The sequence below is a fragment of the Pararhizobium sp. PWRC1-1 genome (assembly GCF_049897905.1).
GTDB lineage: Bacteria > Pseudomonadota > Alphaproteobacteria > Rhizobiales > Rhizobiaceae > Pararhizobium.
The window spans coordinates 85,264-110,273 of record NZ_JAFCXE010000020.1 but is presented as its reverse complement, the minus strand read 5'-3'; the positions used below and the strand labels follow the sequence as shown (position 1 = coordinate 110,273).

23 protein-coding genes and 3 pseudogenes are annotated in these 25,010 nt (G+C 59.1%); 6 read left to right on the top strand and 20 right to left on the bottom strand.

What is annotated here, in order from left to right:
- Nucleotides 1–24 precede the first annotated feature (24 nt).
- Nucleotides 25–238: pseudogene (locus ACP7E0_RS25815) on the bottom strand (efflux RND transporter permease subunit); the annotation flags it as partial.
- On the opposite strand from ACP7E0_RS25815, the gene ACP7E0_RS25810 reads away from it, so the two are divergent.
- Together ACP7E0_RS25810 and ACP7E0_RS25805 are read left to right on the top strand one after the other, a co-directional pair.
- Nucleotides 135–356, top strand: a complete 222-nt coding sequence (locus ACP7E0_RS25810; RefSeq protein ID WP_426129129.1) for a VOC family protein — start codon at nt 135–137, stop codon at nt 354–356. The pseudogene ACP7E0_RS25815 and the gene ACP7E0_RS25810 overlap by 104 nt on opposite strands.
- A 241-nt stretch (nt 357–597) precedes the next feature.
- Nucleotides 598–798, top strand: a pseudogene (locus ACP7E0_RS25805) (FadR/GntR family transcriptional regulator); the annotation flags it as partial.
- A 135-nt stretch (nt 799–933) separates the two neighbouring features.
- Here the strand turns inward: ACP7E0_RS25805 and ACP7E0_RS25800 are convergent.
- From ACP7E0_RS25800 to ACP7E0_RS25770, 7 genes are all read right to left on the bottom strand, one after another.
- Nucleotides 934–1,680, bottom strand: coding sequence for an ABC transporter ATP-binding protein (locus ACP7E0_RS25800; RefSeq protein ID WP_426129081.1), 747 nt, complete (start codon nt 1,678–1,680; stop codon nt 934–936).
- On the bottom strand, nt 1,677–2,552 hold the full coding sequence (locus tag ACP7E0_RS25795) for an ABC transporter ATP-binding protein (RefSeq protein ID WP_426129079.1): 876 nt from the start codon (nt 2,550–2,552) through the stop codon (nt 1,677–1,679). The genes ACP7E0_RS25800 and ACP7E0_RS25795 overlap by 4 nt, the downstream gene beginning before the upstream one ends.
- A 1-nt stretch (nt 2,553) precedes the next feature.
- A complete protein-coding gene (locus tag ACP7E0_RS25790) occupies nt 2,554–3,378 on the bottom strand; it encodes an ABC transporter permease (RefSeq protein ID WP_426129127.1) in 825 nt (274 codons plus the stop codon).
- 71 nt (nt 3,379–3,449) lie between these two features.
- A complete protein-coding gene (locus tag ACP7E0_RS25785; protein ID WP_426129125.1) occupies nt 3,450–4,475 on the bottom strand; it encodes an ABC transporter permease in 1,026 nt (341 codons plus the stop codon).
- Between the two features lie 56 nt (nt 4,476–4,531).
- Complete coding sequence (locus ACP7E0_RS25780; protein ID WP_426129077.1) at nt 4,532–6,133, bottom strand: ABC transporter substrate-binding protein; 1,602 nt, start codon at nt 6,131–6,133, stop codon at nt 4,532–4,534.
- A gap of 66 nt (nt 6,134–6,199) precedes the next feature.
- On the bottom strand, nt 6,200–6,946 hold the full coding sequence (locus ACP7E0_RS25775) for an SDR family NAD(P)-dependent oxidoreductase (protein ID WP_426129075.1): 747 nt from the start codon (nt 6,944–6,946) through the stop codon (nt 6,200–6,202).
- A gap of 44 nt (nt 6,947–6,990) precedes the next feature.
- On the bottom strand, nt 6,991–7,758 hold the full coding sequence (locus ACP7E0_RS25770) for a GntR family transcriptional regulator (protein WP_426129073.1): 768 nt from the start codon (nt 7,756–7,758) through the stop codon (nt 6,991–6,993).
- Between the two features lie 91 nt (nt 7,759–7,849).
- Here ACP7E0_RS25770 and ACP7E0_RS25765 point away from each other — a divergent pair, with 91 nt between their 5' ends.
- Nucleotides 7,850–9,097, top strand: a complete 1,248-nt coding sequence (locus tag ACP7E0_RS25765) for a glucarate dehydratase family protein (RefSeq protein ID WP_426129071.1) — start codon at nt 7,850–7,852, stop codon at nt 9,095–9,097.
- 46 nt (nt 9,098–9,143) lie between these two features.
- On the top strand, nt 9,144–9,866 hold the full coding sequence (locus ACP7E0_RS25760; protein WP_426129069.1) for a ribonuclease activity regulator RraA: 723 nt from the start codon (nt 9,144–9,146) through the stop codon (nt 9,864–9,866).
- Nucleotides 9,867–10,331: 465 nt separating this feature from the next.
- Here the strand turns inward: ACP7E0_RS25760 and ACP7E0_RS25755 are convergent, their stop codons facing one another.
- Genes ACP7E0_RS25755 through ACP7E0_RS25735 form a run of 5 tightly spaced genes read right to left on the bottom strand, consistent with a single transcriptional unit; the run spans nt 10,332 to nt 17,504 of the window.
- The gene (locus ACP7E0_RS25755) at nt 10,332–10,964 is read right to left on the bottom strand and encodes a TetR/AcrR family transcriptional regulator (protein WP_426129067.1); all 633 of its coding nucleotides are present in this window, start codon (nt 10,962–10,964) and stop codon (nt 10,332–10,334) included.
- A 41-nt stretch (nt 10,965–11,005) separates the two neighbouring features.
- On the bottom strand, nt 11,006–12,289 hold the full coding sequence (locus ACP7E0_RS25750) for an alpha/beta hydrolase (protein ID WP_426129066.1): 1,284 nt from the start codon (nt 12,287–12,289) through the stop codon (nt 11,006–11,008).
- A 1-nt stretch (nt 12,290) separates the two neighbouring features.
- Nucleotides 12,291–15,344 (bottom strand): efflux RND transporter permease subunit, encoded by a 3,054-nt coding sequence (locus ACP7E0_RS25745; RefSeq protein ID WP_426129064.1) that lies wholly within the window; start codon nt 15,342–15,344, stop codon nt 12,291–12,293.
- Nucleotides 15,341–16,438 (bottom strand): efflux RND transporter periplasmic adaptor subunit, encoded by a 1,098-nt coding sequence (locus ACP7E0_RS25740; RefSeq protein ID WP_426129062.1) that lies wholly within the window; start codon nt 16,436–16,438, stop codon nt 15,341–15,343. The genes ACP7E0_RS25745 and ACP7E0_RS25740 overlap by 4 nt, the downstream gene beginning before the upstream one ends.
- A gap of 1 nt (nt 16,439) precedes the next feature.
- Nucleotides 16,440–17,504, bottom strand: coding sequence for an efflux RND transporter periplasmic adaptor subunit (locus tag ACP7E0_RS25735; protein ID WP_426129123.1), 1,065 nt, complete (start codon nt 17,502–17,504; stop codon nt 16,440–16,442).
- Nucleotides 17,505–18,528: 1,024 nt separating this feature from the next.
- Here ACP7E0_RS25735 and ACP7E0_RS25730 point away from each other — a divergent pair.
- Nucleotides 18,529–19,215 (top strand): TetR/AcrR family transcriptional regulator, encoded by a 687-nt coding sequence (locus ACP7E0_RS25730; protein ID WP_426129060.1) that lies wholly within the window; start codon nt 18,529–18,531, stop codon nt 19,213–19,215.
- A gap of 96 nt (nt 19,216–19,311) precedes the next feature.
- Nucleotides 19,312–19,827, top strand: a complete 516-nt coding sequence (locus ACP7E0_RS25725) for a hypothetical protein (protein WP_426129058.1) — start codon at nt 19,312–19,314, stop codon at nt 19,825–19,827.
- A 56-nt stretch (nt 19,828–19,883) separates the two neighbouring features.
- Here the strand turns inward: ACP7E0_RS25725 and ACP7E0_RS25720 are convergent.
- The 7 genes and pseudogenes from ACP7E0_RS25720 to ACP7E0_RS25690 all read right to left on the bottom strand — a co-directional run.
- A pseudogene (locus ACP7E0_RS25720) lies at nt 19,884–20,150 on the bottom strand (PHP domain-containing protein); the annotation flags it as partial.
- A gap of 80 nt (nt 20,151–20,230) precedes the next feature.
- Nucleotides 20,231–20,560 carry a cupin domain-containing protein gene (locus tag ACP7E0_RS25715; protein WP_426129056.1) on the bottom strand — a complete coding sequence of 110 codons (330 nt, stop codon included), beginning with the start codon at nt 20,558–20,560 and terminating at the stop codon, nt 20,231–20,233.
- Between the two features lie 11 nt (nt 20,561–20,571).
- Nucleotides 20,572–21,327: a 2-dehydro-3-deoxy-D-gluconate 5-dehydrogenase KduD gene (kduD, locus tag ACP7E0_RS25710; protein ID WP_426129054.1), complete on the bottom strand. Its 756-nt coding sequence runs from the start codon at nt 21,325–21,327 to the stop codon at nt 20,572–20,574.
- On the bottom strand, nt 21,324–22,166 hold the full coding sequence (kduI, locus tag ACP7E0_RS25705; RefSeq protein ID WP_426129052.1) for a 5-dehydro-4-deoxy-D-glucuronate isomerase: 843 nt from the start codon (nt 22,164–22,166) through the stop codon (nt 21,324–21,326). Before kduI ends, kduD begins: the two co-directional genes overlap by 4 nt.
- A 31-nt stretch (nt 22,167–22,197) precedes the next feature.
- On the bottom strand, nt 22,198–22,935 hold the full coding sequence (locus ACP7E0_RS25700; RefSeq protein WP_426129120.1) for an ATP-binding cassette domain-containing protein: 738 nt from the start codon (nt 22,933–22,935) through the stop codon (nt 22,198–22,200).
- On the bottom strand, nt 22,935–23,942 hold the full coding sequence (locus tag ACP7E0_RS25695) for an ABC transporter permease (RefSeq protein ID WP_426129050.1): 1,008 nt from the start codon (nt 23,940–23,942) through the stop codon (nt 22,935–22,937). Before ACP7E0_RS25695 ends, ACP7E0_RS25700 begins: the two co-directional genes overlap by 1 nt.
- Before the next feature lie 82 nt (nt 23,943–24,024).
- Nucleotides 24,025–24,975, bottom strand: a complete 951-nt coding sequence (locus tag ACP7E0_RS25690; RefSeq protein WP_426129048.1) for a substrate-binding domain-containing protein — start codon at nt 24,973–24,975, stop codon at nt 24,025–24,027.
- Nucleotides 24,976–25,010 lie beyond the last annotated feature (35 nt).

The window sequence follows — 25,010 nt, the reverse complement described above, 5'->3', positions numbered from 1 at the left end:
GCAGATCGACGCCTACGCCAGCCGTCATTTGGCATGTTGAACCTCACCCTGTCGGAACCTGGCTTTGAGCCAAATCAGCATGTCATCGAAAAATGTGAACACCACCGGTATGATCAGCAGCTCCAATCACGACGATGCCCATGGGTTGGCGAAAGCTTGAGTCGCCCGATACAAGGCTGAGGGCGGCCGGTAGCATGCCGCCAGCCATGGCTATTGTAGTCATGACGATAGGACGCGCCCAGCGGAGGGGTCATTCCCCGGTTGAACCAGAAAATCCCTATTGGGCTGGTCGTAGCTTTACATATTCAGACCCTGACGGCTGGCGTGTCGTCATCTGCCGAGAGACGGGGATATGAATATGAAATGTGCCGACTTCGCACTGCGTAGATGGATGTACTGTGCCGCCGAACTCCAACGATCTGAGCGCTCGGCGGCCTTCTTTAACGATGGTAGGTCCAGACAGGGGGACGTCCGCATCTTAAAACGGACGACCGCATCGGAATCGTAACATTGTCGAGACAACCATCCCACCAATCGTACTCATTTGGAGAATTTTCTCCCGGTCACCACATCGGAGCGGAGCACCGGGCGATCACACGTCAGTTCGAGGCTTCGCTTGACGACGAAGCCGCCTTAGATCAACTCGACTTCGCCTTCCATTGCTCAATCGCCGAGGCAACGAACAACGGCGCATTTATCGAGTTTTTCAATCTTATGAGCCTCCAGATACTTCCCCAGCCAGCCTTCTCCAAGGAGCTGAATCCTGGATTTATAGACGATGTTCCTTTGTATTTGAAGCTTGCTTCGATGCAGGCTCTATACTCGCGCGGAGCCGCGCCAAAGAACACCTTTGCCGACCTCGGCTGTCAACTGTCAGGTAAACTGATACACTTTTGTAATCGCGATTGCTCTCTTGAACCCCGGGACGGGCAATCATCCTGCGTAAGCTCGGCTGCTCTCGATAAGCTCACGTGAATAGGTATTCGAGACCTCTCCTGTGCGTAGGTTTTCAGGGCGCAATTCCTCTAGAATCCGGCCGTTATTCATGACGGCGAGCCGGTCGCACATATGCGCGATGACGGAGAGGTCGTGACTGACGAGAATGAAAGTTAAACCCCGGTCGTCCTTGAGGTCAGCGAGAAGATTGAGGATCTCGGCTTGGACAGAGACGTCAAGCGCCGAAGTCGGCTCGTCAAGCAAAATCACGTCGGGCTTCAGGATCAGGGCACGGGCAATCGCGACGCGCTGACGTTGACCGCCGGAAATCTGATGCGGGTAACGGGAAGCAAAAGAGGGGCTGAGACCGACGCTCACCAGCGCCTCCTCGATCCGGCCCGCCGATCTGTCCATGCCCTGAGCTCGCAGTGGTTCGGAAAGTGCGGTTTCGATGGTGTGACGCGGATGCAGAGTGCCGTAGGGATCCTGGAAGACCATCTGCACGATCCGACAATCGGCGCCTTTGCGAATACGCGGCACCGGTGTCCCTCCAATGCTGATCGCACCCGTCCAGCCGGCTTCAAGGCCGCTGACACAACGCAGCAAGCTGGATTTGCCGCAGCCGCTTTCTCCGACGATCCCAAAGGTTTCGCCTCTGGCGACCGACAGGGAAACGCCGTCGAGCGGTTGAACCCGGCTTCGGCCGTTACCGAAAACCAGATGAAGGTTGCTGATTTCAATCATGGTCCTGTCCTCTGCGAAATATCCTTGCTCCAAGCCGCGTCACGGACAAGAACGGAGAGGCGGTCGACCGGGCGGTCGAGCCTCGGCAGGCTTGCCAGAAGCCCGCGCGTATAGGGATGCTGGGCATTCTTGAGGTCGGCTGAACCCAGTTCTTCGACGATTTGTCCTGCATACATAATCAGCAGACGGTCGCAAAAACTCTCTGCCAGATCCAGGTCATGCGTTATGAAGATCAATCCGATGCCACGCGCAGACACGAGTCCGTCGAGAAGAACCAGGAGTTTGCGCCGCACTGTTACGTCAAGCGCCGACGTCGGCTCGTCGGCAATAATGATTTTCGGTTCAGCCACGAGGGTCATGGCGATCATCACCCGCTGCCCCATCCCGCCGGATATCTGATGCGCGTAGAGATCGTAGACCCGTTCGGGATTGCGGATCTGAACTGTGTCGAGCATGTCCAGCACATGTCGGCGGCGCGCCCTGCCCCGCTTCCCCAAGTGCAGTGTCACCGCCTCGCCGATCTGATCGCCGACTTTCATTGTCGGATCTAGCGCATATTTCGGGTCCTGCATGATCATGCCGATCTGGCGGCCACGCACGTTCAGCATCTGCTTCTCCGACGCTGCGGAAAGATCGAGATTTGAAAACTGCATCGTCCCGGCGGAAACATTGGCGCTCGGAGGCAACAGCTTCAGCAGAGCGCGCCCCAGCGTCGATTTTCCCGAGCCGGATTCGCCAACGACGCCGAGCTTTTCCCTGCCAAGATCGAAGGAGACGTTGCGCAATGCGCGCACGGCATCCGGCGACGCGCCGAAGCGGACATTGAGGTTGCGCACCCGCAGCAGGGGTAATGCGGCTGATATGTCATTCATGTCAGGATTTCCTTGGGTCGAGGGCATCTCGCAGTGCGTCACCCACAAGGTTGAAGGAAAGGCTGGTGATCAGGATGGCAAACCCCGGAAAGGCCGCTACCCACCAGTGATCGATCATGACCTTGCGGCCCGTCGAGATCATTGTACCCCATTCGGCGCTGGGCGGTTGGGCGCCGAGACCGAGGAATCCGAGGCCGGCTGCTGTTAGAATGACGCCTGCCATGCTGAGCGTGATGCGCACGATGATCGACGGCATGCATAAGGGCACGATATGGCGCAGGATGATCCTTGACGGTGTCGCCCCGTAAAGCCGGGCCGCCGAGATGTAGTCGTTCGCCCGGATGCTCAGCGTTTCGGCCCGCGCAAGCCTGGCGATCGCCGGCCACGAGGTAAATGCAATCGCCAGAACCGCGTTTTCGGTTCCCGCGCCAAGGGCTGCGACGAAAGCCAGAGCCAGCACGAGCGAGGGAAGCGACAGGAAGATATCGACGATACGCATCAGAATTTTGTCCACCCATCCGCCGAAATAACCAGAGCAGACGCCAATCAAAAGACCGACGGGGGCAACGAGCAGCGACACGGATATGACGATCAGCAACGTGGTTCGAGCGCCATATAAAAGCCGGCTCAGAATATCGCGTCCCAGTTCGTCGGTTCCTGCAGGATGCGCCCAGCTTGGCGGCTGAAGCGCGGTCGTCAACGATTGCACGAAGGGATCGTAAGGCGCCAGCGCTGGGGCGAAAATCGCAACGACAAGCAGAAGCCCAATGATGGTAATGCCAAGCACACCGGTCAGATCGGTGCGATAGAGTCGCCAGAACGCCATCAACTGCGCACGCTGGTTTTCGAACGGCTCGGCTGTGACGGCGCGCGGAGCGGTTTTGATCATGTGGTGCATTATCGCGTCCTTGGGTCGAGGACCCGGTAGAGGATGTCGCTGAGAAGGTTCAGCCCGAGAAAGATGGAGCCCATCAACAGGGTTGCGGCCATGACGGCGTTCATATCGCCGATCAGGAGCGCGTTGGTGAAATACTGGCCAAGGCCCGGCCACGAAAACACGGATTCGACCAGCACCGTCCCTTCCAGCAATCCACCATAGGCGAGCGCCAACACTGTCAGAAGCTGAACACGGATATTGCGAAAGGCGTGTCCCCAGATAACTTGCCGTCGTGACAGGCCCTTCACCCGCGCTGCCGTGATATATTCCTGCGTCAGTTGGTCCAGCATGAAGCTACGGGTCATTCGCCCGATGAAGGCCGTCGAACTATAGCCGAGAATACCGGCCGGCAGCACCAGATGATTGATCGCATCCCAAAAGACATCGGTATCGCCGGACAGGAGTGCATCAATGGTGATGAAGCCAGTGACCCTCGGCACAATATCCATGTTGTAAAGACTGAGCTGCCCGGATCCGCCAACCCAATGCAGGGCCGCGTAAAACACCAACAGACCCATCAGCCCGAGCCAGAAGATAGGAGCGGAATGCCCCATCAGCATGACGATACGCAAAACATGATCGAGCGTCTTGCCGCGATTGACCGCAGCAATGACACCAAACGGAATGCCGACCAGAGCACCGATGACGATGGCACAGGTGGCAAGCTCGATGGTCGCTGGAAATACTGCGCGAATATCCGACCAGACCAGATTGCCGGTGAGACGCGCCCGGCCGAAGTTGCCTTGCAAAGCATCCGAGACATAGATTATGAATTGCTGGAGTATTGGCTTGTCGAGCCCCATTTCGCGCGCAACCTGCTCATAGGTAGATGCGTCCGCCTGATCCCCAACGATGGACAGAACCGGATCGATTGGCAAGACGCGCCCGATGAAGAAGATGATGACGAGAAGACCAATGAACGCGACGAGCACGCTGACGAACGGTCCGATAGCACCGCCGGTCAACGCCCGGAGGCGCTGACCCATTTCATGTTTTGCAGAAAGCAATTTTTCAGACATTTCAAGCCTTCCCTGGCATTCTATCACTTCCCGGTTTTGCTGACGTAATACCACTGTGGCGATCGCGATTGCTGATCGACGAGCCCATCGACATTAGCGCGGATAGCGCTTGGCTGTGTGGCGGCGGCGATGGCAAACAAGGGAGGAGACGAGGACAGGAACTTCTCCTGTAGCTCCTTGTAAAGGGCAATGCGCTTTTCCGCGTTCATTTCGGACCGGGCCTCAGAGGTGAGCCTCGTCAATTCGGGGATATCCCAAGACGTACGCCAAGCAAGGCTCGCGGTCTGTGTGCTTTTCGGGCCGTTGTCGAAATTACTGGTGTAGGCCTGGATGGCACCGAGCACGTTCGGCATCTGGCCACCGCTGCGCCCGACGATCATCGAGAATTTGCGGTCACGCATCTTTCCATAGACCTGCGTACCATTGCCTTGCGTGATTTCGGCTTTAATACCAGCCTGCGCCAGCGTACCTTGAATGGCGGTTGCGATCTCCACGAACGGCGAGTCCGAAAGCACGAGCATGCTGGTTTCAAAACCGTCGGGATAGCCAGCCTTGGCCAGCTGTTCTTTTGCCTTGGCCACATTGACTAAGTAGCCCGGATCGGGGATCGCGCCAGCATAGTCCACAGGTACCGGGACCTGTCTTTTTACACCGTAGTCTCCAACCACCGCCGTACCGATACCGTCATAATCAATCAGCGAGGTGAGAATCTGGCGCACTTCCGGCTTTGCAAAGATCGGATCGGCTGTGCTGACCGCAAGATAATAGAAGCCGCCGCTCGCCACTTTCTGGATCGCAATCGCATCGTTCTTGCCCATAGCCTTGATGTCGGAGGCCGACAGCGAACGTGCGACGTCGATATCGCCGTTCTCGATCTGCAATCGCTGGCTTTGAGATTCCGGCATATGCCGGATCACGATCCGGCGCATCGGCGGCACACCGCGCCAGTAGGCCTCGTTGCGATCCAGGATCACCGCATCGTTGGCGCTCCAGCGCCTGAGCACGAATGGGCCAGACCCGGCCGAGGTGTTGGTGAGCCAGGCTTTGCCAAGATCCTCGCCTTCCTGATGCTCCATCGCGGTCTTGCTGTCGACGATGTTGCCGACGGTTCGCGCCAGCGTGTAAAGAATGATCTCAGGGTTGATCGCCTCGGACGGCTTGAGGACGACCGTGTGCGCATCAGGCGCGGTCAAAAGCGTTTCAAGATTTTCCTTTGAATAGCCCAGTTCCCGCAGGAACGAGGCTGGGCCGCGATTAAGCGTCATAACGCGCTTCAGGGACCAGACGACATCCGCCGAAGTAACCGGATTTCCCGACTGGAATGCCGCGCCGTCGCGAAGCGTGAAGGTGATGGTGCCATCTTCCGCGACAGCCCATTTTTCCGCAAGGCCCGGCACCAGTGTGCTCGGGGTTTTCGCATCCATTTCGATCAGGCGGTCATAGAGGTTGTTGAGGACGTCGAAGGATTCGGTTTCCACCGCTTCGGCAGGATCCAGCGTCAGCAGGTTGGTCATGGAAAGACCGATCACGAGCTGGTCTTTGGGTGTTTCCGCCATGCCGGAAATAGGAAGCACGGCAACGAAGGCCGCAACGCTTGCGGATAGAAAAGCATGTCTGAAGTGCATTGGAGTGATCCTCCCGATCAATCGTCTGTTCAAAAAGAAGCCCTGTTGTCCCGTACGGCTATCCGCCTACGAGAAAAGCACGCCGCCGTTGATATCGAAGCACCCACCGGTGACGTAGCTCGCCGCATCGGACGCCAGCCATGCAGCGAACTCCGCCACCTCCTGCGGCCTCCCCTCGCGCTTGAGTGCGCTTGCACCGGCAACCCGGGTTCGAACCTCCGGCTTGGTGAAGCTGTCGTGAAAAGTCGTGTCAATCATTCCGGGGCAGAGCGCGTTGACGCGGATGCCGGGGCCGACTTCCTTGGCAAGGCCGCGCGTAAAGCTCATGACGCCACCCTTGGCGGTGGCATAGGCAAGAGCGCCCGGACCGCCGCCATCGCGGCCGGCTTGGGACGCCAGCGTGACGATGGCCCCGCCGTCCGGCATATGCGGCAAAACGGCTTTCGTCATCAGGAACAAAGACGTCAGATTGAGGTCCAGCACGGAAAGCCAAAAAGACGTATCCATTTCCGCAACGGTTTTACGTGCAACAATACCGCCGGTCACGTGCAGGAGGATATCGATTTTCTGTCCAAACCGTGCCGTGGTCTGATCAATCACAGCGGCGACCTCGTCCTCTTTCGTGAGGTCGGCGGCAATAGCCATGGCCGACCCACCGGCCTTCGCTATCGTCGCGACAACCTCGTCCGCAGACACTTTACTGGATTTATAAACCACCACGACATTGGCGCCGCCAGCCGCCAGCGTTTCCGCGCAAGCGCGGCCGATGTCACGCGCACCTCCGGCGATGATCGCGGTTTTTTCTTTGAACATAAGTTCAGCCTTTCAAATACAACAGTGTTTAGGGAGAGAACGGCTCAGGCGGTGAAGCCGAGGGATGTCTTTTGCGGACGGCGGCTGACGGATTCGATGAAACTCCAGAGCGCGTGATCCTCGCCCAGTTCCCAGATACGGGTGTCAACCTCTCCGAGGTGATTGCGGATGGCATCCGCCGCCCGCCCGGGATCGCGGGCCGCTATGGCATCGACAATCTCCTCATGCTGGCGAATGACGGTTTCGGTGCGGCGAATGCCAAGCCGGTTCTTCAGGCTGCGGATGCGATCCACCTCCACCTTTGCTACCTCCATGATAGGGATGAGACCCTTCAAACCGGCAGCCTTCAGAATGAGCCCATGAAACTGCTCGTCGCAAAGAAAAAAGTCCCAGTAGGCCTCGCGGTTCAACGCGTCGCGCTGACGCGAGAGATTGGCCTTCATCTGGATAATGTGCTCGTCTTTGCGTAGCGTGGCCGCCTGTGCCACGGCTGCTACCTCGATATGGAGCCTTGCAAAGCAGCCCTCGCGGAACCGCTCGATATCAATCGGGGCCACCCGGGTGCCGCTCTTTGGAACTACCGTCACCAGCCTCTCCTCGACCAGACGGATCAAAGCCTCGCGGATCGGCGTCTTGCTCACCTTGAGACAACGGGCGATTTCCTTTTCGGAGAGCGCGCTCCCTGGGCGAAGCCTCACCTGAACGATTGCGGTGCGGAGAGCCTGATGAACCTGGGTAACGAGATTACCGTCTCCTTGCGACGAGACCGGCGTCAGGACCGTATCCAGCGACTCTTCAAAATCCATGCTCATCTGATATCTCCGTTATTAATCTGAGATATCACATTGCATTTGTAAGATGCAAGTGTAAGAAAGAGGAATATTAACGGTTCTGGACGAATTCATGAAAGTTGCCGATATCCGCCTGACCCCGGTCGCCATTCCGGACAAGCCCCTGCTGAACTGCAAGGGGGTGCACCAACCTTACGCGCTGCGCACTATCATCGAGATGACATGCGACGACGGGACTGTCGGGCTGGGCGAGAGCTATGGAAGCATCAAGGCTCTTACTGGCCTGCGTGAGGCCGCCAGCAGCCTGATTGGTCTCGATCCGTTTCACCTGCACGACCTGAAGGCCCGCGTATTGAGGGCGCTGCCGAACGGCGGTGGCATCAATGCCAAGACGGCGGTCGCCGATCACAAGGTCACCGATGTCGTCTTCAGCGCCTTTGAAATTCCATGCATGGACATTCAGGCAAAGACGCTCGGACGTCCGGTCTCAGATCTTCTGGGCGGCGCCGTCCGGGGCCGCGTTCCCTTCAGCGCCTATCTCTTCTTCAAGTTCGCAGGCCATATCGGCCAGAAGCCGGACGAGTGGGGCGAGGTAATGACACCGGACGCCATGGTCGGGCAGGCCCGGCGTTTTGTCGAACAGTACGGATTCCAGTCCCTGAAACTAAAGGGCGGCGTGCTTGCACCGGATGTCGAGATCGAGACGATGCTGAAACTGCGGGAAGCATTTCCGCACCATCCCCTACGCATCGACCCCAATGGCGGCTGGACAGTGAAGACCGCGCTTTACATCGCCAAAAAGCTGGATGGCGTCATCGAATATCTAGAAGACCCCGTGTTGGGTATGGAGGCGATGGCGCAGGTTGCCCATGAATGCGGAATACCGCTGGCGACCAACATGATCGTGCTCGAATTCGGCCAGATCGCGGAAGCCGTCCGCAAGGATGCCGTGAAAATCATTCTGTCGGATCATCACTACTGGGGTGGCCTTCGGGCTTCCACCCATCTGGCAAAACTCTGCGCGGTATTTGGCCTGCAGGTCTCTATGCATTCAAATTCCCACCTCGGGATCACGCTGGCCGCAATGACCCACCTGGCAGCGGCAACGCCAAACCTGCATTACGCTTGTGATACGCATTATCCCTGGACCAACACCGATATCATCGAAGGAGGATTGTTCCAGTTTGAGGACGGCGCGCTTGCAGTCTGCGACAAACCCGGCCTCGGCGTGTCGATCGATCAAGCAAAGCTCAAGGAACTGGCCGCGCTCTATGAATCGGCCGGCATGAACGACCGTAACGACACGCTGTATATGCAGCAATTTGACCCGGCCTACGAGCGACGCGTGCCCCGCTGGTAGCCCATACTCGACATCTCCTCAGCCAAAATCTCTCAGGAACATCGACATGACACATCCCCTCTCAACCGCGACCCGTGAAAAGCTGCGCCAGGTCAGCACCGCCACTCTGTGCACCGCGCTGTTCAAACGTGGCCTGCGTAACCAGTTCATTCAGGATGTCCGGCCACTCGGCGCCACCAATCGCACCATGGTCGGCGAAGCTTTTACTCTGCGTTATATTCCGGCCCGGGAAGACCTGAACCCGCTTTCGGTCTTCCGCGACCGCGAACATCCCCAACGCAAGGCGGTCGAGGAATGCCCAGCCGGCGCGGTCCTTGTCATGGATAGCCGCAAGGATGCACGGGCTGCCTCCGCCGGCTCCATTCTGGTCAGCCGATTGATGGTGCGCGGGGTGGAGGGCGTGGTCACCGACGGCGGCTTCCGGGATTCCCACGAGATCGCCGAGCTGCCCTTCGCCTCGTATCACAACCGCCCGTCTGCTCCCACGAACCTGACCCTGCATCAGGCGCTTGATATCAATGGCCCCATCGGCTGCGGCGATGTCGCTGTCTGGCCGGGCGATATCATCGTCGGTGACGGAGAAGGCGTTGTCGTCATCCCCGCCGGAATCGCCGACGAGATTGCCGACGAGGCGACGGAAATGACGGTGTTTGAGGATTTCGTGTTAGCGCAGGTGCAGAAGGGACACTCCATCATTGGCCTTTACCCGCCGACGGATGAGCAGAGCCGTCTTGATTTCGCGGCCTGGCGATCCGCCGAGAAACGGTGATGTTTGCGTTAGGCGTCAGGCGCCATAAGTTGATGATGGCAGGAGTGCCACTGACATCACGTCGTGGGCTTGTGATGGTGCCCACGTCGAGAAATTGTTGGCCGTTTCGAAGCCTCGTGCTGATCGAACAGCATCAGTGTTACTGATCACGGTGAAATTGGGATGGGATACGGTTGGCCGCTCTTAAGTCGTCGCGTATTGGGCCAGTCCGCCGCTGGGCAATGCCGACCTTCCTTCGAACGTGAAGATTGACACGGATACAATGGCCGAACGATCCAGCTCGTTCAACAGGGATACCTGAAAATCACGGAGGCGTAGTCGCGTACACCCGGAAAAGGGAGGCGAATCCTCGTCCTATACGGTCACGGGTTCGTACTGTCCGCTGCCACGCTCGTCTCCGCAGACGCTCCAATCGGGAAGTTCCTGTCGGCGAAGTTGCACGAAGTCTCGTCGTGCAACCCCTCTTTAGTGGCGCGCGCATGCCGACACGCCAGGGTGACTGCGAAGTCCCGCCACTGCAAACGAAACGAGGGCATGCGCCGATATACAGTGTGCGCTCGAAGGCGCTCCAATTAACCGTGGATCCCACAGGGAGATGACCGAGGCGCAAAAGCACGATGCGGCTACGTCGACATTACCTGGCGCGAATTCTCCGCGTGTGACCCCGGCGCGGATCAACTTTCTTACGTCGGCCTGGAGTTCCTTGAGGTATTGCGTGAACGATGGCCAACTTCCTTCTGCGGCGAGAACAACAAGGCTGAACATATTGCAATCGCCATCGCGTGCCTCTGACATCAACCGATGTTGACCGAGAGCGGCTTCCTTGAGGCAGCTCGCCGCGTCGCCCCGTTCACCAATGGCAAGCGCGGGGACGCGCAGGGTGGTCTCCAGGAAATTTCCGGCGATGGCATCCCATATCGCAGCCTTGGAGGGGAAGAGTTTGTATACGCTGGCCGGGGACTTCCCAAGAAGCCGCGCGATGTCCGCGACGTTTGTCTTCGACGGCCCGTAAAGCCGGCACGCGGCCGTGCCGGCTGCTACAATCCGCGACAAGTATTCAGGCCCCGGCGGGAGTCTTACAGTCTTGGCGATTTCCATCTTTCGATCCTAACGAATTCCTTGCCGTCGGCGGCGAAGGTTCAATACGCAATCTGCCCATCCTTGATAGTCGCACCGTCGGAGGAGAGTTCCTTCTTCAGGATCTCTCGCGCCTCCGGGCTGATGACAGCGACTGGTGCCGCCACCGCAAGGCGCGCAGCCGAACCTGCGAAGTTTGCCGCAGTCACACCGATTTGGTCTGCGGCGTTTGGTTTTCCGCTATCCAGGGTCTGCCCGGCCAGCCGCCGCCCCAACAGGCGCACGATGTCGGGGCTGTCGGCGAAGGCATTGTGGCCAAGGGCATCGTTCGTCGCGATGGTACTCGTGTCGATGACGGAAACGCCGAGCTCGTCGAAAAGAGGTGCATAGGGTCTGAGATCGGTTCCGCCCAGGCGATTGACACCGCCCGATAGCCAGCCGGAAACCTCCAGAGCTTTGTCGCGTGTCGACGTCAGGATCACAAAGTGCGGCCGCTTCGGCCCCATCTCGGTAAACTGGCGACGGAACACGTCGATGTCGATGTCCGGCGATGCGAGGACAACGTTCTTTACCTTCGTTGGGATTGATTTCTCGCGCATGGCCACCCCGCGCAACGCCTCGGCCGCAAGCCAGCCGCCCATGGAATGGGCGAGGATCGTCACATCGGAGACGTCTGGACTTTTCGCAGCCTGAAGGATCAGATCCTCCAGGGCACGGCGCGAATAGTTGGCACTCTCCTTGTCGTAGAGATAGTCAAAGGTACGTCCCCTTGACGGCCAGGTGAAGAGGATCGGTGCGGCGTCGGTTCCCGAGTCATGGACGATCTGCGCGAAGCGGAAGACCGCGTCCGCATAGGTGTTGTTGAAGCCGTGTACGAAAATGACGACCTGATGCTTTTTGTTTCGATTCTTCCGGTACCATTCGAGCGCCTGGCCCTCGGATTGCACCTTGGCGATTTGAGTAACCGCAAACTCCTTTTGCGGATTGGGCGGCATGCGAGACGGCCACTGGACCTCTCCGATCTTGCGGTTCCGATCGGGCGGGATGGATACGTCGACACTGTTCAGCGAGATCGCCGTTCCGCGGTCGCCCGAATAGAGTTTGCCGGGGACCTCCGAAGGCTTTCGTGTCGTGGCAACGAGCATGGTGACCCTGCTCGTATCCCTCGGGGCCACGGCGAGAGGTTGGAGGACATCCTGCACCCGGCTGGCGCAGCCCGATGTAACGAGCGATAAGGCCAGAAGGACGGGAACTGCTCGGCCCACGCGGCCAGCAATCGCCTTGGCGAATCCATGCCCGGTGAGACCCTGGGCAATTCGCCCAGGGAAGAAGAGGAATGTTGTCATCTCAGTTCTGCTCGACTTCACGAGGAATCCGGAACCAGGCGACGTAGAGCGCCGGCAGGAAGAGAAGCGTCAGCGCCGTACCGACAACGATCCCGCCCATCATAGCGTAGGCCATGGGCCCCCAGAAGATCTCGTGCGAGATCGGGATCAGGGCGAGCGTCGCGGCTGCAGCGGTGAGCATGATCGGCCGCATGCGGTGTTCGGTCGCCTCCACCACCGCCTTCCACGCGGACATCCCCTCGGCACGCAGCTCCTCGATCTGGACGATCAGGATCACGGAGTTGCGTATGAGGATTCCGACCAGCGCAAGGACACCCAGGAGCGCGACGAAGCCGAGGGGCGAATTGCTGGCGAGCAGCGCCACGACGACGCCGATCAGCGCCAATGGGGCTACCGAGAAGACCAGGAACAGCCTGTGGAAGCTCTGAAGCTGGATCATCAGGAGCGTGGCCATGATGACGAACATGGCGGGCGCCACCGTCGCGATCGGGCCTTGCGACTTGATGCTCTCCTCGACTGCGCCGCCCACCTCGACCGAATACCCGGCCGGCAGCGTCTTTTCGAAGGCCGAAACCTTGTCGGCAAGCGCCTTCACAACGGTCGCCGGCTGCGTCGCATCGCCAATCCCGGCCTTGACCGTGATGGTCGGAACTCTGTCGCGCCGCCAGATCGTCGGTTGTTCCAGCTCGTAGTGGAAGGTTGCCACCGATGACAGCGGAACGGATTGACCACTGCTGCTCTGCAGTTGCAGGTCAAGCAACGTGTCGATCGAGCCACGCTCCTTTTCTGCGGCACGGCCGATGACATTGACCAGATAGATGTTGTCCCTGATCTGCGTCACGGCATTTCCCTGTACGACGGTGTTGAGCGCCATCGCGATGTCCTGTGACGAGACTCCCAGTTGTCTGGCCTTGTCCTGCAGCACGTCAATCTTCACGACACGGGCAGGCTCGTTCCAATTGAAGGCAAGGTTCCTGAGGGAGGGATCGTTGCCGACTATCGACCCCAGCTTCTGTGCAAGGTTGCGCACCGTCTGCAGATCTTCGCCGGATACACGGTACTGGATCGGCTTTCCAACCGGGGGACCAATGTCCAGAAGCTTCACGTAGGCGTCCGTTCCCGGAAAAGTCTTCTGAAGGTAGGCTTCCATCTCCCGCTTCAGCTTGTCCCTGACGTCGAGTCCTTTGGTGACGATGATCGTCTGGCCGAAGGAAACGTCAGCGGGCTGCACGTCGAAGGAAAGAAGGAAGCGTGGCGCACCCCTGCCAACATATGTCGACCAATGCTCGATGCCAGGGTTATCGGCCAACATGTCATGTTCGAACTGGGCCATCTGGCGGCTGGTTTCAGCGATCGAACTGTTCTGCGGCAGGTTCCAGTCGACGATCAGTTCCGGACGGTCGGAACTCGGGAAAAACTGCTGCTGCACCATAGACAGGCCGACGATCGATCCAGCAAAAAGAAGGACCGTCGCGACGATCGTCATCCAGCGCCAGCGCAGGCAGAACTGCAGGAGGCTGGAAAACACCTTGGCAAACCGACCCTTGTGCTCGGCATGCTTCTTCATCGTCTTCGGTAGAATGGTCACGCCAATGAGGGGCGTGAACACAACTGCGACCACCCACGAAACGACGAGTGAAACCGCGATGACGACAAAAAGGCTGAAGGTGAACTCTCCCGCGTTGCTCTTGTTGAAAGCGACGGGGATGAAGCCCGCGACAGTGACCAGCGTGCCGGTCAGCATTGGGAAGGCCGTGGATGTGTAGACGTAGGTGGCGGCCTTCGTGAGACTGTCACCCATTTCCAGTCGCGCCACCATCATTTCGACTGCGATCATGGCATCGTCGACAAGGAGGCCGAGCGCGATGATCAGAGCTCCCAATGAGATGCGCTGCAGCGAAATGCCTGTGTAGAGCATCACCATGAAAGTGATTGCAAGAACGAGCGGGATCGCAATCGCCACCACCAGGCCTGCCCTCACCCCTAGGCTGATGAAACTGATCGCGAGCACGATTGCGACCGCTTCGAACAGGGCCTTCGTGAAGCCCCCAACCGCCTCTTCGACCACTTTCGGCTGGTCAGATACCTGTTCCACCGAGATGCCGACCGGAAGCTCCGCTACGATTTTGGTCATCGTCTTTTCAAGCGTTTCCCCGAAGGCAAGCAGATTACCGCCCGTCTTCATACCGATAGCGAGCCCAATGGCTGGCTTCCCGTTGAAGCGGAAGAGTGACATCGGCGGATCGACGTAGCCGCGGGTGATCGTGGCGACGTCAGTCAGCGGGAAGAAGCGGTCGTTTACCCGAAGATTGATACCGCGCAGGGTGTCTTCGGAAATGAACCGTCCGCCGACCCGCAAGGCGACCCGCTCCGGTCCGGTTTCCACAAAGCCGGACTGGGTGACGGCATTCTGCGCCTGCAGTGTGGCAATGATCGCGGCGCGGTCGATGCCGAGGGCGGCGATCTTTCGGGTGGAGAATTCGAGGTAGATCACCTCATCCTGCGCACCGACGATGTCGACCTTGCCAACGTCGTGGATCTTTAGGATCTGCGTACGGGCATTCTCCGCGAAATCGCGCAGTTCCCTCTGGCTAAGTCCGCTGTCAGCCGTGAAGGCAAAGATATTGCCGTAGACGTCACCGAATTGGTCGTCGAAGAAGGGTCCGACCACGCCTTGAGGGAATTGGTGTTTGATGTCATCGATCAGATTGCGGACGCGCGACCAGGTGGGCTTTACCTCCTGCGCGTTCGTTTCCGGCACTAAGTCGACGAAAACGGTCGTCTGACCCGCGGTCGTGATGCTGCGGGTATGTTCGAGGTTGTCGAGTTCCTGCAGCTTCTTTTCGATGCGGTCTGTAACCTGCTGGGTCACCTCGGCAGCCGAAGCGCCCGGCCACTGCGCCTGGATGACCATCGTCTTGATCGTGAACGACGGATCCTCCTCGCGACCGAGTCCAAAATAGGCAAAGGCGCCCGCTACCGCGAACATGATCATGAAATACCAGACGAGGGAACGGTGCTCGAGCGCCCAGTCCGAAAGGTTGAATTTATTCACGGGCGTGGCTCCTGTCCGAGTTTCACTTTCTGTCCATCAGTAAGTTCATCGACTCCGGCGATGACGATCTCTTCCCCTTCCCGCAGCCCCGATTGAACCAGGACGGAACGGGCATCGGATGCGGGGCCATCGAGCTCAACCGCCCTCAGGGCCACTTGGGCAGTGGAGCGATCCAACACCCAGACCTGGCTGGCACCGCCTTCATGGCGGATGGCTGAGAGGGGTAGCGCAATCGTCCGCTTCTTTTCTTCGGCAAGCGGCGTCGCGGTGACCACAGCACCCAGGCGAAAGATGTCCGGCGACTGATCGATCGCGATCTTCAGCCGATAGGTGCGGGTATTGGTATCCGCTTGAGGTGATATCTCGCGGACGACGCCGATGGACTGAATCCTGCTGTCGAGCTGAAGGGCGACGCTGAAGCGGTCGTCCACGCGAATGTTGCTGAACTGCGCTTCCGGCACGTCGACCACCACGTCGCGCTGTTCGAGGCGCGCCAGTTTCAAGATCGGCTGTCCGGCCGAGACGGTCTGGCCCATTTCTGTGGACGTGGCGGTCACGACACCATCGAACTCAGCCTTCAGCTCGGAGTAGCCTAGCTGCTCGTGCGCCTTAGCGAGGCTGGCCGTCGCTTTTGCAGCGTTCGCGGTAGCCGATTTGAGCTGCTGTTCGGCAAGATCGTGATCGGCAATGCTCACCGCTTTGCTCAGGACGAGCCTTCGCTTGCGCGCTTCGTTCGTCGCGGCGTTCTCCAACTCCGCCTGGGCGTTGCGCAGTTCGGCTTCCGCGCTCCTGACCGCGAGCAGCAAAGTGAGAGGATCGATTTCCGCTAGGACATCGCCCTTGTGCACCAGGTCGCCAACATTGACTTTACGGGACACCATTCGCCCGAGCGTCCGGAACGCCAGGTCGGTCTCGATGCGGGCCCGCACCACGCCGGGGGAGCTTGCCACTTTGTCCTGTTCGGCCGCAGCCGTGACGACTTTGACAGGACGGGGAGCCGTCTGCTCTCCTGCGACTGAGTTCTGATCGCAGCCTGCAAGTAGCGCCACGGACAGAAGAAGTGGGAGCGAGGTGTATATGCGATTGAGGGTCATCTCACTTGCCTTCCCAGGCGACTGCCTGGCCTTCCTTGAGGAATTTTCCGCCTTCGGTGACGATCAGGTCGTGTTCGGCGACGCCGCCGGTGACGACAAAGTCGCTCTGGCGGTATCGGCCGACAGAAATCTTGCGGAGCGAAACAGATTGGTTTTGGGTGTTAACGAGCCACACGGCGGCTTCGCCCTCGGCTGATGCAATCGCGGTGTAGGGAAGCACGATCCCGTCACGCGGCGCGGCCCGAAGCTTGCCCACTACAGGCGTTCCAAGGGGCCATGGCGCGCCCCCCTGGAGCGCCACCTTGATCCGGATCGTGCCGGCCTTCGTGTCGATGACGGGAGAGACCTCGCGTATCCTGGCGTGGATGTCGAGCGAGGGGTCGGAGACCGGTGCGACATCGACCTCGTTGAGCGGCTGGCCATCCAGAAAGAACGCCTCGAAGACATCGAACACCGCATCTCTCGGACCATCGTGTGCGAGCGTGAAGGAAGACTGGGCCGCTGAGACCACCTGCCCTGCTTCAATACCGCGGGCCGTGATGATTCCGTCCGCGGTCGCCTTCAACTCAGTGTAGGACAGCGCGTCCTCTGCCATCGCCAGCGCGGCCTCGGCGGCCTCTAAGGAAGCCTGCGCGCTCAAGAGTTCCTTTTGCGCATCGTCGAACATCGCCCTCGGAACAGCCTCCGACTGAAGGAGTGACCTCGCCCGGTCAAAGGCCAGCTTCCTCTCTGCAACGACGGCCTGAGCGGACTCCAAAGCAGCACGCGCGACGCTCACATCCGCCTGTTGTTCCGTGTCGTTGAGCCGCGCAAGAACATCGCCGGCTCTGACATGTGATCCGACCTCCACCTTTCTCTCAAGAACTCGGCCGCTGACCCGAAAGGAGAGTTCGGTCTGGACCCGCGCCTTGACCTCACCGGTGATTTCCGCGCCCGGTTGATACCGGGCCGCCGCCGCCGTAACGGTGCGGACCTGTTGCGGCGGCGGCGCCACCTCGGCTTTCTCTTCGCAGGCAGTAAGAACTGCGCAGACGAGACCAATTCCTAGCAATCGAAAGGACCGCATGTTTTTGCTCCGGTACGGTTTGCAGCCAGATTGGAGCCGACGTCCGTCGGTCGCCAATCTGCTGCTGCTGCGGGCCAATGCCCATGTTGACAACGCCCACTTACGCCCGCGAGTGGACAATGTCAACATGGCTCAATCGAAAAAAGTTGACAGGAGCAACCCCCAGGCGAGCAAAGGGATGTAACCGAGTCACTTCTAGGAAATCATCGCCCACAACCCGCGGTTGATCAAAGCTCGTGAGAGGACAACATTTGCCTGGCCTCGACGCTGCCCAACACGTTAGCCCTCACGCCGATGCGGCGGCCGTCATATTTTTGCTGTCGGGAAAAGACGGGGGCGCACGGCGGTTGCTTCGCCGGTCGCTTGCCACGGGGCGGCGATGTGATTCCATCGAATTCAACGCTGATCCTTCTCGCCGGGATGGTCGAGCGCAGGTGTCGGCTCATCCGCGCGGGCTGTCGGCCCCGCGGCCGATCCGACGAGCATGCCGTGCAGCAGTCTGGGCTGCATGTCCACGGAAATGAAATGTTTGTTGCCAAGTAGATGCTGCTCCGTGCTGGAGCGTTGCGACCAAGGAATGGATCGCTCAAATGCCCTGGCAAAACCACACTCTTCCGACGACAATGGCGAGCGTCGAGAACGAAGACATGAGCCCGCTTTGCACTCTGGCGCTTCGGGCACCCAGCCGACTTGCGAGCCAGCCAATGACATGAAAATGTCGCCATCGCCGCGATCGTACCGAGCCCGAACACGAGGAGATGGGCTGCTGCTTCGCCGTGCGAATGAGTTTCGGCCCGGTCGGCAAGCGCTGCCCGTAGTCCCCAGATTCCGCTGCTGCAGAGCATGACGCCCACGACGCGCTCGCCCCATCCGCTGGCGTTCGCGCCGGCATGGCTCATTTGCAATCTCCAATTTGATGCGCAAATGATGTTGACAACGCCCACTTATTGGTTAGTGTGGTCAATGTCAACATCATTTGGGAAATAAGTTGACACAGGCAACTTACAAACCTAGATGGACGGATATGACCAAAGACATTTCCACCAAGGAACAGCGGCCCTATCACCACGGTGACCTTCACCGGGTGATCGTCGAGACCGCACTGGACGTTCTCAGCGAGTCCCAGAGCACGGAGTTTTCGCTTCGGGAGCTCGCGCGTCGGGCGGGCGTCAGTCACAATGCTCCGTACAAGCACTTCGCCGACAAGCGCGAATTGCTGGCCGCCGTCTCGGCAATTGGATTTGAGCTGCTGGCGAAGCGCATGGCCGAAGCGACCAGCGAACTCGACAGCCCTCGTCAAAGGCTTGCTGCCATGGCGCGCGCATATGTCTTCGGCGGGGTCACCAACCCGGCGCTCTACAGGTTAATGTTCGGCGGCTACCTTGCCGAACAGGGCGAGAGCCGTCCAGTGATCGAACGGACTGCTGCTTACGACATGAAAGCCCTGATCGTGAGCGCGATCTGTGACGGCGCTCTCGGCCGGGAAATTGCAGACACCGAGCCCAATACCCGAACGATTGATGGGGCAATCCTTGTTTTCTGGTCCCAGATGCACGGTCTGACTTTGCTGTTGGCGGACCGCCTGGTCGGGCCCGCCGACAAGATGGAGGAGCTGGCCGAGAACGTCCTCCAGGGGATGCTCGAAGGACTGGTGAACAGCATTCCCGCAGTGCCGGAAGGTGTCTGGGTGGGGCCTCCGCTAGAAGGGTAGAAGAACCGATGACGAGTCCGTCGGATACGGAGCCTGCGGCGGGCGGCCTCGTCATCTTCCTGGGCACGTCGCGCTCGTTCCGACAGGAGAATTCTTATGGACGCATACATCTCTGCCATAATGGGCCTCGTCGGTGTCGCGATCGGCGGCCTGGCCTCGTTCGCCACCGCCTGGATAACGCATCGGTCACAGGTGAGGGAAAAGCATCGCGAGCTGGAGGCCGCCAAGCGTGAGAAGCTGTTTTCGGATTTCATAGCCGAAGCCACGAGGCTCTATGGTGACGCACTAAGCCACCAGAAGGACGATGTCTCCGATCTCGTCCTGCTTTATGCACTGGTCGCACAAATGCGCCTGATCTCGTCCCGACCGGTGGTGGATGCAGCGGAGCTAGCGATGGAAAGGATCGTCGAAACCTACCTCACACCAAATCGCACCCTGTCCGAGATACGGGACCTCGCGCGTTCGGGCACGATGAATTTTCTACTCGATTTCGGCGAGGCTTGCCGCGAAGAATTGGCAAGCGAGCGCGCCGCGTCCTCCGCGACGTTCGCTGAACCTCGAGGACGAGAAAACGCTCGACATCCCACGCCTTCGCTTGCATCTGCTCGTTGACGCTCCAGGATAAGAGGCCAATGGGCTCCTCCGCTGAGTTTAGGTGTTGCGCTGCAAATGCTAAAGAATGTCAGGAGATGCGGCGCGTACTTCATCTTATGGATGAGGTCGAGTTCGTGGCGGATCATCTTCAGCTCGCCCGGCGGCGTCCCTCCGGATACCGCTTCGGCACAGATTGACGATCTCCATCGCGCGAGCGCCTCGGGATAGCGCGGGAACAGTCGCTCCATTTCCTGGAGTGGCTTCAGATATCTGTCCGCATGGCGCTCGCGTTCGAACCCAACGTTGTCGATCGTGGTGTTGGTACGGATGCAAATAACGATCGATCAACAATCAATCGGTCGGCCAGTTTTACCAACAAGATGGAGATCGGCACTCACCCAAACGAGTGATGCCTTTCACACTACAGAAAATCATCTCGCCTTGGCGTGAACGTATCGATCAGCAACCCCTCTTCGAGCGCCACGACGCCGTGGACGAGATTGGGGGCGACGATGAGGCTACTTCCGGCGGGCAGCGTGGTCATAACGCCATCGACCGTCACCTCGAAAACGCCCTTGGCCACGTAGCTGACTTGCGTATGCGGGTGGGAATGGAGCGCGCCGATTGCGCCCTTGTCGAAGCTGAAGGCAACGAGCATTATTTCCGGGCGGTGCGAAAGAACGGCGCGGCGATTGCCGGGCGATGTTTCCGTCCAGACTAGGCCCTCAGGCAATGTGGTGTGATCAGACATCGGTTACTCCATTATCGTGCCAACCATCCGCCATCTACGGGAAGGACGGTGCCATGTACATAGTCCGACGCGCGGGAGGCGAGGAAGACGGCGGCTCCAGACATATCATCCGCCCGCGCCCAGCGCCCGGCCGGAATGCGTTTGAGGATATCGGCATTGCGTTCGGCATCCGCCCGCAGCGCCGTGGTGTTGTTGGTCTCGACATAGCCGGGGGCGATGGCATTGACGTTGATGCCATGCGCCGCCCACTCGTTTGCCATCAGCCGCGTCAGGCCTGCAAGGCCGCTCTTTGCCGCCGTATAGGAGGCTACGCGAATGCCGCCCTGAAAGGACAGGAGCGAGGCGATATTAATGATCTTGGCAGGTGCCTTTTCCGCTATCGCCGTTTTCGCAAAAGTTTGGCAGAGAAGGAACACCGATTTTAGATTGGTATCCATGACGTCATCCCAATCTTGCTCGGTGAAGTCGATCGTATCGGCCCGGCGTATAATCCCGGCATTGTTGACGAGAATATCCGGGTGCTGTCGAATGGCAGCGGCGCGATCAATGACGGCGCGCGCCTCGTCCATTTTGGACAGATCCGCACGAAGCGAATGAAATGCTCCGCCGCTGGCTTCGACCAGCGCAGCGGTCTCCTCCATCGGCGAGCGTCCGACGCCGATGATGTCGGCGCCTGCGCCCGCAAGACCGACGGCGATCGCCTGGCCGATGCCCGTATTGGCGCCGGTGACGATGGCACATCGGCCGGAAAGATCAAATGGGTTCATTTCAGACTCTCCATCGGCACCTTGTCCATGTCGTTGAAGCTCATGTTGTCCCCGGCCATCGCCCAAATGAAGGAATATCGTCCGGTACCGGCACCGGAATGGATGGACCACCCCGGCGACAGCACCGCATCATGGCTTTTCAGCACGAGATGCCGCGTTTCATGCGGCTCTCCCATGAAATGGAAGATGCGGGTCGCTTCTTCCATGCCGAAATAGAGATAGACCTCCATGCGCCGGTCATGCACATGCGCCGGCATGGTGTTCCAAACGGATCCGGGCTCGAATATGGTGAGCCCGACCAGGAGCTGGCAGCTTTCGCAGACATCCGGATGCACATACTGATTGATTGTGCGGGCGTTGGCCTCTTCGGCCGAGCCTGTGCGTACCTTCTTTGCCATGTCAAGCGTGATCAACACTGTCGGGCAGACACGGTGCGCAGGCGCGCTAAGCAGGTAAAACTCCGCAGGATTGGCAGGATCATCGCTGTGAAACGACAGCCCGCCCTGCCCCATGCCAACATAGAGCGCATCCTGAAAACCGAGCGGATAATCGGTGCCGCCGACCATCACCGTGCCCGTGCCGCCGATGTTGAGAATAGCGGCCTCGCGGCGTTCAAGGAACTGGCCGGTGCCGGTTTCCTTCACCTGATCGATCACGAGATCTTGCCCTTGCGGAACGATCCCGCCGACGATCATCCGATCGAGATGGCTGTAGGTGAGATTGATCTCGCCTTTTGAAAAAAGCCCTTCGATGAGGAACGCCTCGCGTAGAGCTTTTGTGTCGCGCCTGGCAGTGTCTTCTGGACCTACGACCTGGCGCACTTTTACGGAGATTGTCACAACATTTGCCTCTTGGCGTTTGATGGAAGGATCAGGTGAGGACGACATATTCGGTAAGTTGGCTGATGCTTGTATCCGCCTTGTTCACATCGAACACCTTTGTCCCATGGCTCATGATCACGAACCGGTCGCAGACCTGGTAGGCGTGGTAGAGATTGTGCGTCACCAGTACACTCGACACGCCCTCCGTCTTCAGCTTCAGCACCTGCGCGAGCAACGCCTCGGTTTCGCGCACAGACAGCGCCGAAGTCGGTTCGTCGAGAAGCAGCACCCGGCGCTTGAAGAAGACGGCGCGGGCGATGGCGACGGCCTGCTTCTGACCGCCGGAGAGGTCTCCGACCAGTTTGTCAGGCGAATCAATACCTGAGATGTGGACTGCTTTCTCCAGAACTTCCATCGCGATATCGCGCATCTCCCCCTGCTTCAGGAAGCCGAAGGCATTGGTCCGCTCGCGCCCCATGAAAATGTTGCGAGTGATCGACAGCGAATCCACCAGCGCGGTGTTCTGGTAGATGGTCTCGATGCCGGCATCGGCAGAATCGGAGCGGCAGGTGAACATCGTCTTTTTGCCGTCGACGCTGAGATGGCCGGAGGTCGGCTTATGGATCCCCGAAATCAGGTTGACCGTGGTCGACTTGCCGGCGCCGTTGTCGCCGAGGAGACCGACGATTTCGTTCGGACCGATGTGGAAGCTCAGATCCCGCAGCGCCGTCAGCGCGCCAAAACTCTTGGAGATATTGTGCAGTTCGAGAAGATTGGGTGCGGACATCATGCAGCCCCCCGGCGTTCGATAAGATGGTTGAAGGCGGCAGCGACAACGATCAGCGTTGCGATGAACATGTCGAGATAGAAGCCTGGCGCTCTCAAGAGAAGGAGAACATCTGTGATGGTGTGGATCAGCATGACGCCAAGGAAAATGCCGATGATCGAGCCGCGGCCGCCGCGCAGCGAAAGTCCGCCTATGACGCAAGCGGCAATCGCCTGCAGTTCGAGACCGGCACCTTGCCCCGGCTGTACGCTGCCGACTCGCGATGTGGCGAGGATGCCTGCAACCGCCGCCATACCGCCGGCAATGGCAAAGGCTATCATCTTGACGCGATCGGTATTGATGCCGATCGCGGTTGCCGCAGCAGGGTTGCCGCCGGTGGCAAACACATGGTTGCCGAACTTGTGACGGTGCAGCAGCAGATAGAAACCGATGACAAACAGGACGATCCAGACGAAGGCCGCGTTGATGCCGAAAAGTGTCCCTGCAAATAAGCTGGAAAAAGCAGGTTCCGGATCGAACCGAACCTGGACGGCGCCGTTATAGAGCAGGACGGCGCCGCGCCAGAACAAGAGGCCCCCGAGCGTGACGATGAAAGACGGCAAACCGAAGCGCAGGGTGATCGTGCCGTTGAGAAGGCCGATCATTACGCCCAGCAGAATACCGAGCGGTGCAGCGATGAAGGCGCTCATGCCGCCGTCGACAAGGCTCGCCATCAGGACAGCTGTCAAAGTATAGACCGAACCGATCGATAGGTCGAACTCGCCGGCAATCATCAGGATGCCGGCGCCGAGCGCCAGGCATCCGAGCACCGGAATGGCCTTCATCAAGATCGTCAAATTTTGCGGCGAGAGGTATCGAAAGTCGTCGGGATAAGCGAGCGCGCCGGCGATGCAGACAATCTGCAGGGTCGCGAAGACCAGGAGAATGGCTCCGGCCGGCATGGTCATGATCTGCTTCAGCAGCGATTGTTTTTTCGTGCGCGATTTCGGCACGGCTGTGTCGGTCATGGCGTAGGTCACTGTCGTTACTCTGTTCCAGGGATCGCGATTGACCTTCCGGCCCTCGCCGGAAGGTCTTCAAGCGTGACGCTTATCGGTAGCTACCGATCAGCGGCTTGACCGAGCTGATGCGCGACTTGTCGAGGAAGGCGCCCTGGCCGGTGTCGATGTCCGTCGGCGTCAGGCCGTATTTCTTCGCCAGTGCGATCTGGGCGATCGGATAGTAGCCCTGAAGGTAGGGTTGCTGGTCCATTGTCGCGAACATGGCACCGGATTCCACCGCGTTCACGATCTCGACGGCAAGATCGAAGCCGCCGAACGGAATGTTAATGCCGGCATCCTTGATAGCGCCTGCTCCCACGGTCGAGGTGACCGAGCCGGTGCCGAACAAAGCCTTGGTGTTGGGGTTGGCGATGAGAAACTGAGCGAGAATGTTCTGCGCTTCGGCCGGATCGAGACCGGACTTGACCGTCTCCACCTTGATGCCCTTTTCCTTCATCGCCTTTTCGATGCCGCCGCCACGCGCGACCGCGAAGCTGGCTTCAGGAATTTCGCGCGGGTTGAAGACCATGTCGCCTTCCTTCAGGCCGAACTGCGCAATCATGCGATTGCCGAGCTCATAACCCGAGGCGAATTCGTCCATACCGACATAGGCCTGGCGGCAATTGCCTTTGGCACCGTCGAGATCGTCATTATTGAAACCAATGACGATGATGCCGGCCTTGACGGCGGCGCAGATGCTGGCATCGAAAGCGTCCGACGAGGAGATCGCAACGGCGATGCCGTCGACGCCGCTAACGGTGGCGCTTTCGATCAGGTCGTTCTGGCGAATCGGATCGTTGTTGGCATATTGTACGTCGAGATCGACGCCGAACTGTGCCGCAGCATCTTGTGCGCCTTTGACGACGGGGTTAAAGAACTGGACACTCGGATCGAGGTAGATGATCATCGTCGCCTTGACGTCGGCCGCCACGGCGGTGGATGTGAAAGCCATAGCTGCGCACGCCGCAAGCATTGCGGTTTTTAGTCTGGTCAATTTCATTTGCGTATCCTCCCTTTGGATGTGCAATAGGGGTC

Excerpts from the sequence above, each read along its gene's own strand:
- ACP7E0_RS25810 (WP_426129129.1), top strand. The coding sequence starts at position 135 with ATGCCCATGGGTTGGCGAAAGCTTGAGTCGCCCGATACAAGGCTGAGG.
- ACP7E0_RS25800 (WP_426129081.1), bottom strand. The coding sequence starts at position 1,680 with ATGATTGAAATCAGCAACCTTCATCTGGTTTTCGGTAACGGCCGAAGC.
- ACP7E0_RS25795 (WP_426129079.1), bottom strand. The coding sequence starts at position 2,552 with ATGAATGACATATCAGCCGCATTACCCCTGCTGCGGGTGCGCAACCTC.
- ACP7E0_RS25790 (WP_426129127.1), bottom strand. The coding sequence starts at position 3,378 with ATGGCGTTCTGGCGACTCTATCGCACCGATCTGACCGGTGTGCTTGGC.
- ACP7E0_RS25785 (WP_426129125.1), bottom strand. The coding sequence starts at position 4,475 with ATGGGTCAGCGCCTCCGGGCGTTGACCGGCGGTGCTATCGGACCGTTC.
- ACP7E0_RS25780 (WP_426129077.1), bottom strand. The coding sequence starts at position 6,133 with ATGCACTTCAGACATGCTTTTCTATCCGCAAGCGTTGCGGCCTTCGTT.
- ACP7E0_RS25775 (WP_426129075.1), bottom strand. The coding sequence starts at position 6,946 with ATGTTCAAAGAAAAAACCGCGATCATCGCCGGAGGTGCGCGTGACATC.
- ACP7E0_RS25770 (WP_426129073.1), bottom strand. The coding sequence starts at position 7,758 with ATGAGCATGGATTTTGAAGAGTCGCTGGATACGGTCCTGACGCCGGTC.
- ACP7E0_RS25765 (WP_426129071.1), top strand. The coding sequence starts at position 7,850 with ATGAAAGTTGCCGATATCCGCCTGACCCCGGTCGCCATTCCGGACAAG.
- ACP7E0_RS25760 (WP_426129069.1), top strand. The coding sequence starts at position 9,144 with ATGACACATCCCCTCTCAACCGCGACCCGTGAAAAGCTGCGCCAGGTC.
- ACP7E0_RS25755 (WP_426129067.1), bottom strand. The coding sequence starts at position 10,964 with ATGGAAATCGCCAAGACTGTAAGACTCCCGCCGGGGCCTGAATACTTG.
- ACP7E0_RS25750 (WP_426129066.1), bottom strand. The coding sequence starts at position 12,289 with ATGACAACATTCCTCTTCTTCCCTGGGCGAATTGCCCAGGGTCTCACC.
- ACP7E0_RS25740 (WP_426129062.1), bottom strand. The coding sequence starts at position 16,438 with ATGACCCTCAATCGCATATACACCTCGCTCCCACTTCTTCTGTCCGTG.
- ACP7E0_RS25735 (WP_426129123.1), bottom strand. The coding sequence starts at position 17,504 with ATGCGGTCCTTTCGATTGCTAGGAATTGGTCTCGTCTGCGCAGTTCTT.
- ACP7E0_RS25730 (WP_426129060.1), top strand. The coding sequence starts at position 18,529 with ATGACCAAAGACATTTCCACCAAGGAACAGCGGCCCTATCACCACGGT.
- ACP7E0_RS25725 (WP_426129058.1), top strand. The coding sequence starts at position 19,312 with ATGGACGCATACATCTCTGCCATAATGGGCCTCGTCGGTGTCGCGATC.
- ACP7E0_RS25715 (WP_426129056.1), bottom strand. The coding sequence starts at position 20,560 with ATGTCTGATCACACCACATTGCCTGAGGGCCTAGTCTGGACGGAAACA.
- kduD (WP_426129054.1), bottom strand. The coding sequence starts at position 21,327 with ATGAACCCATTTGATCTTTCCGGCCGATGTGCCATCGTCACCGGCGCC.
- ACP7E0_RS25700 (WP_426129120.1), bottom strand. The coding sequence starts at position 22,935 with ATGTCCGCACCCAATCTTCTCGAACTGCACAATATCTCCAAGAGTTTT.
- ACP7E0_RS25695 (WP_426129050.1), bottom strand. The coding sequence starts at position 23,942 with ATGACCGACACAGCCGTGCCGAAATCGCGCACGAAAAAACAATCGCTG.
- ACP7E0_RS25690 (WP_426129048.1), bottom strand. The coding sequence starts at position 24,975 with ATGAAATTGACCAGACTAAAAACCGCAATGCTTGCGGCGTGCGCAGCT.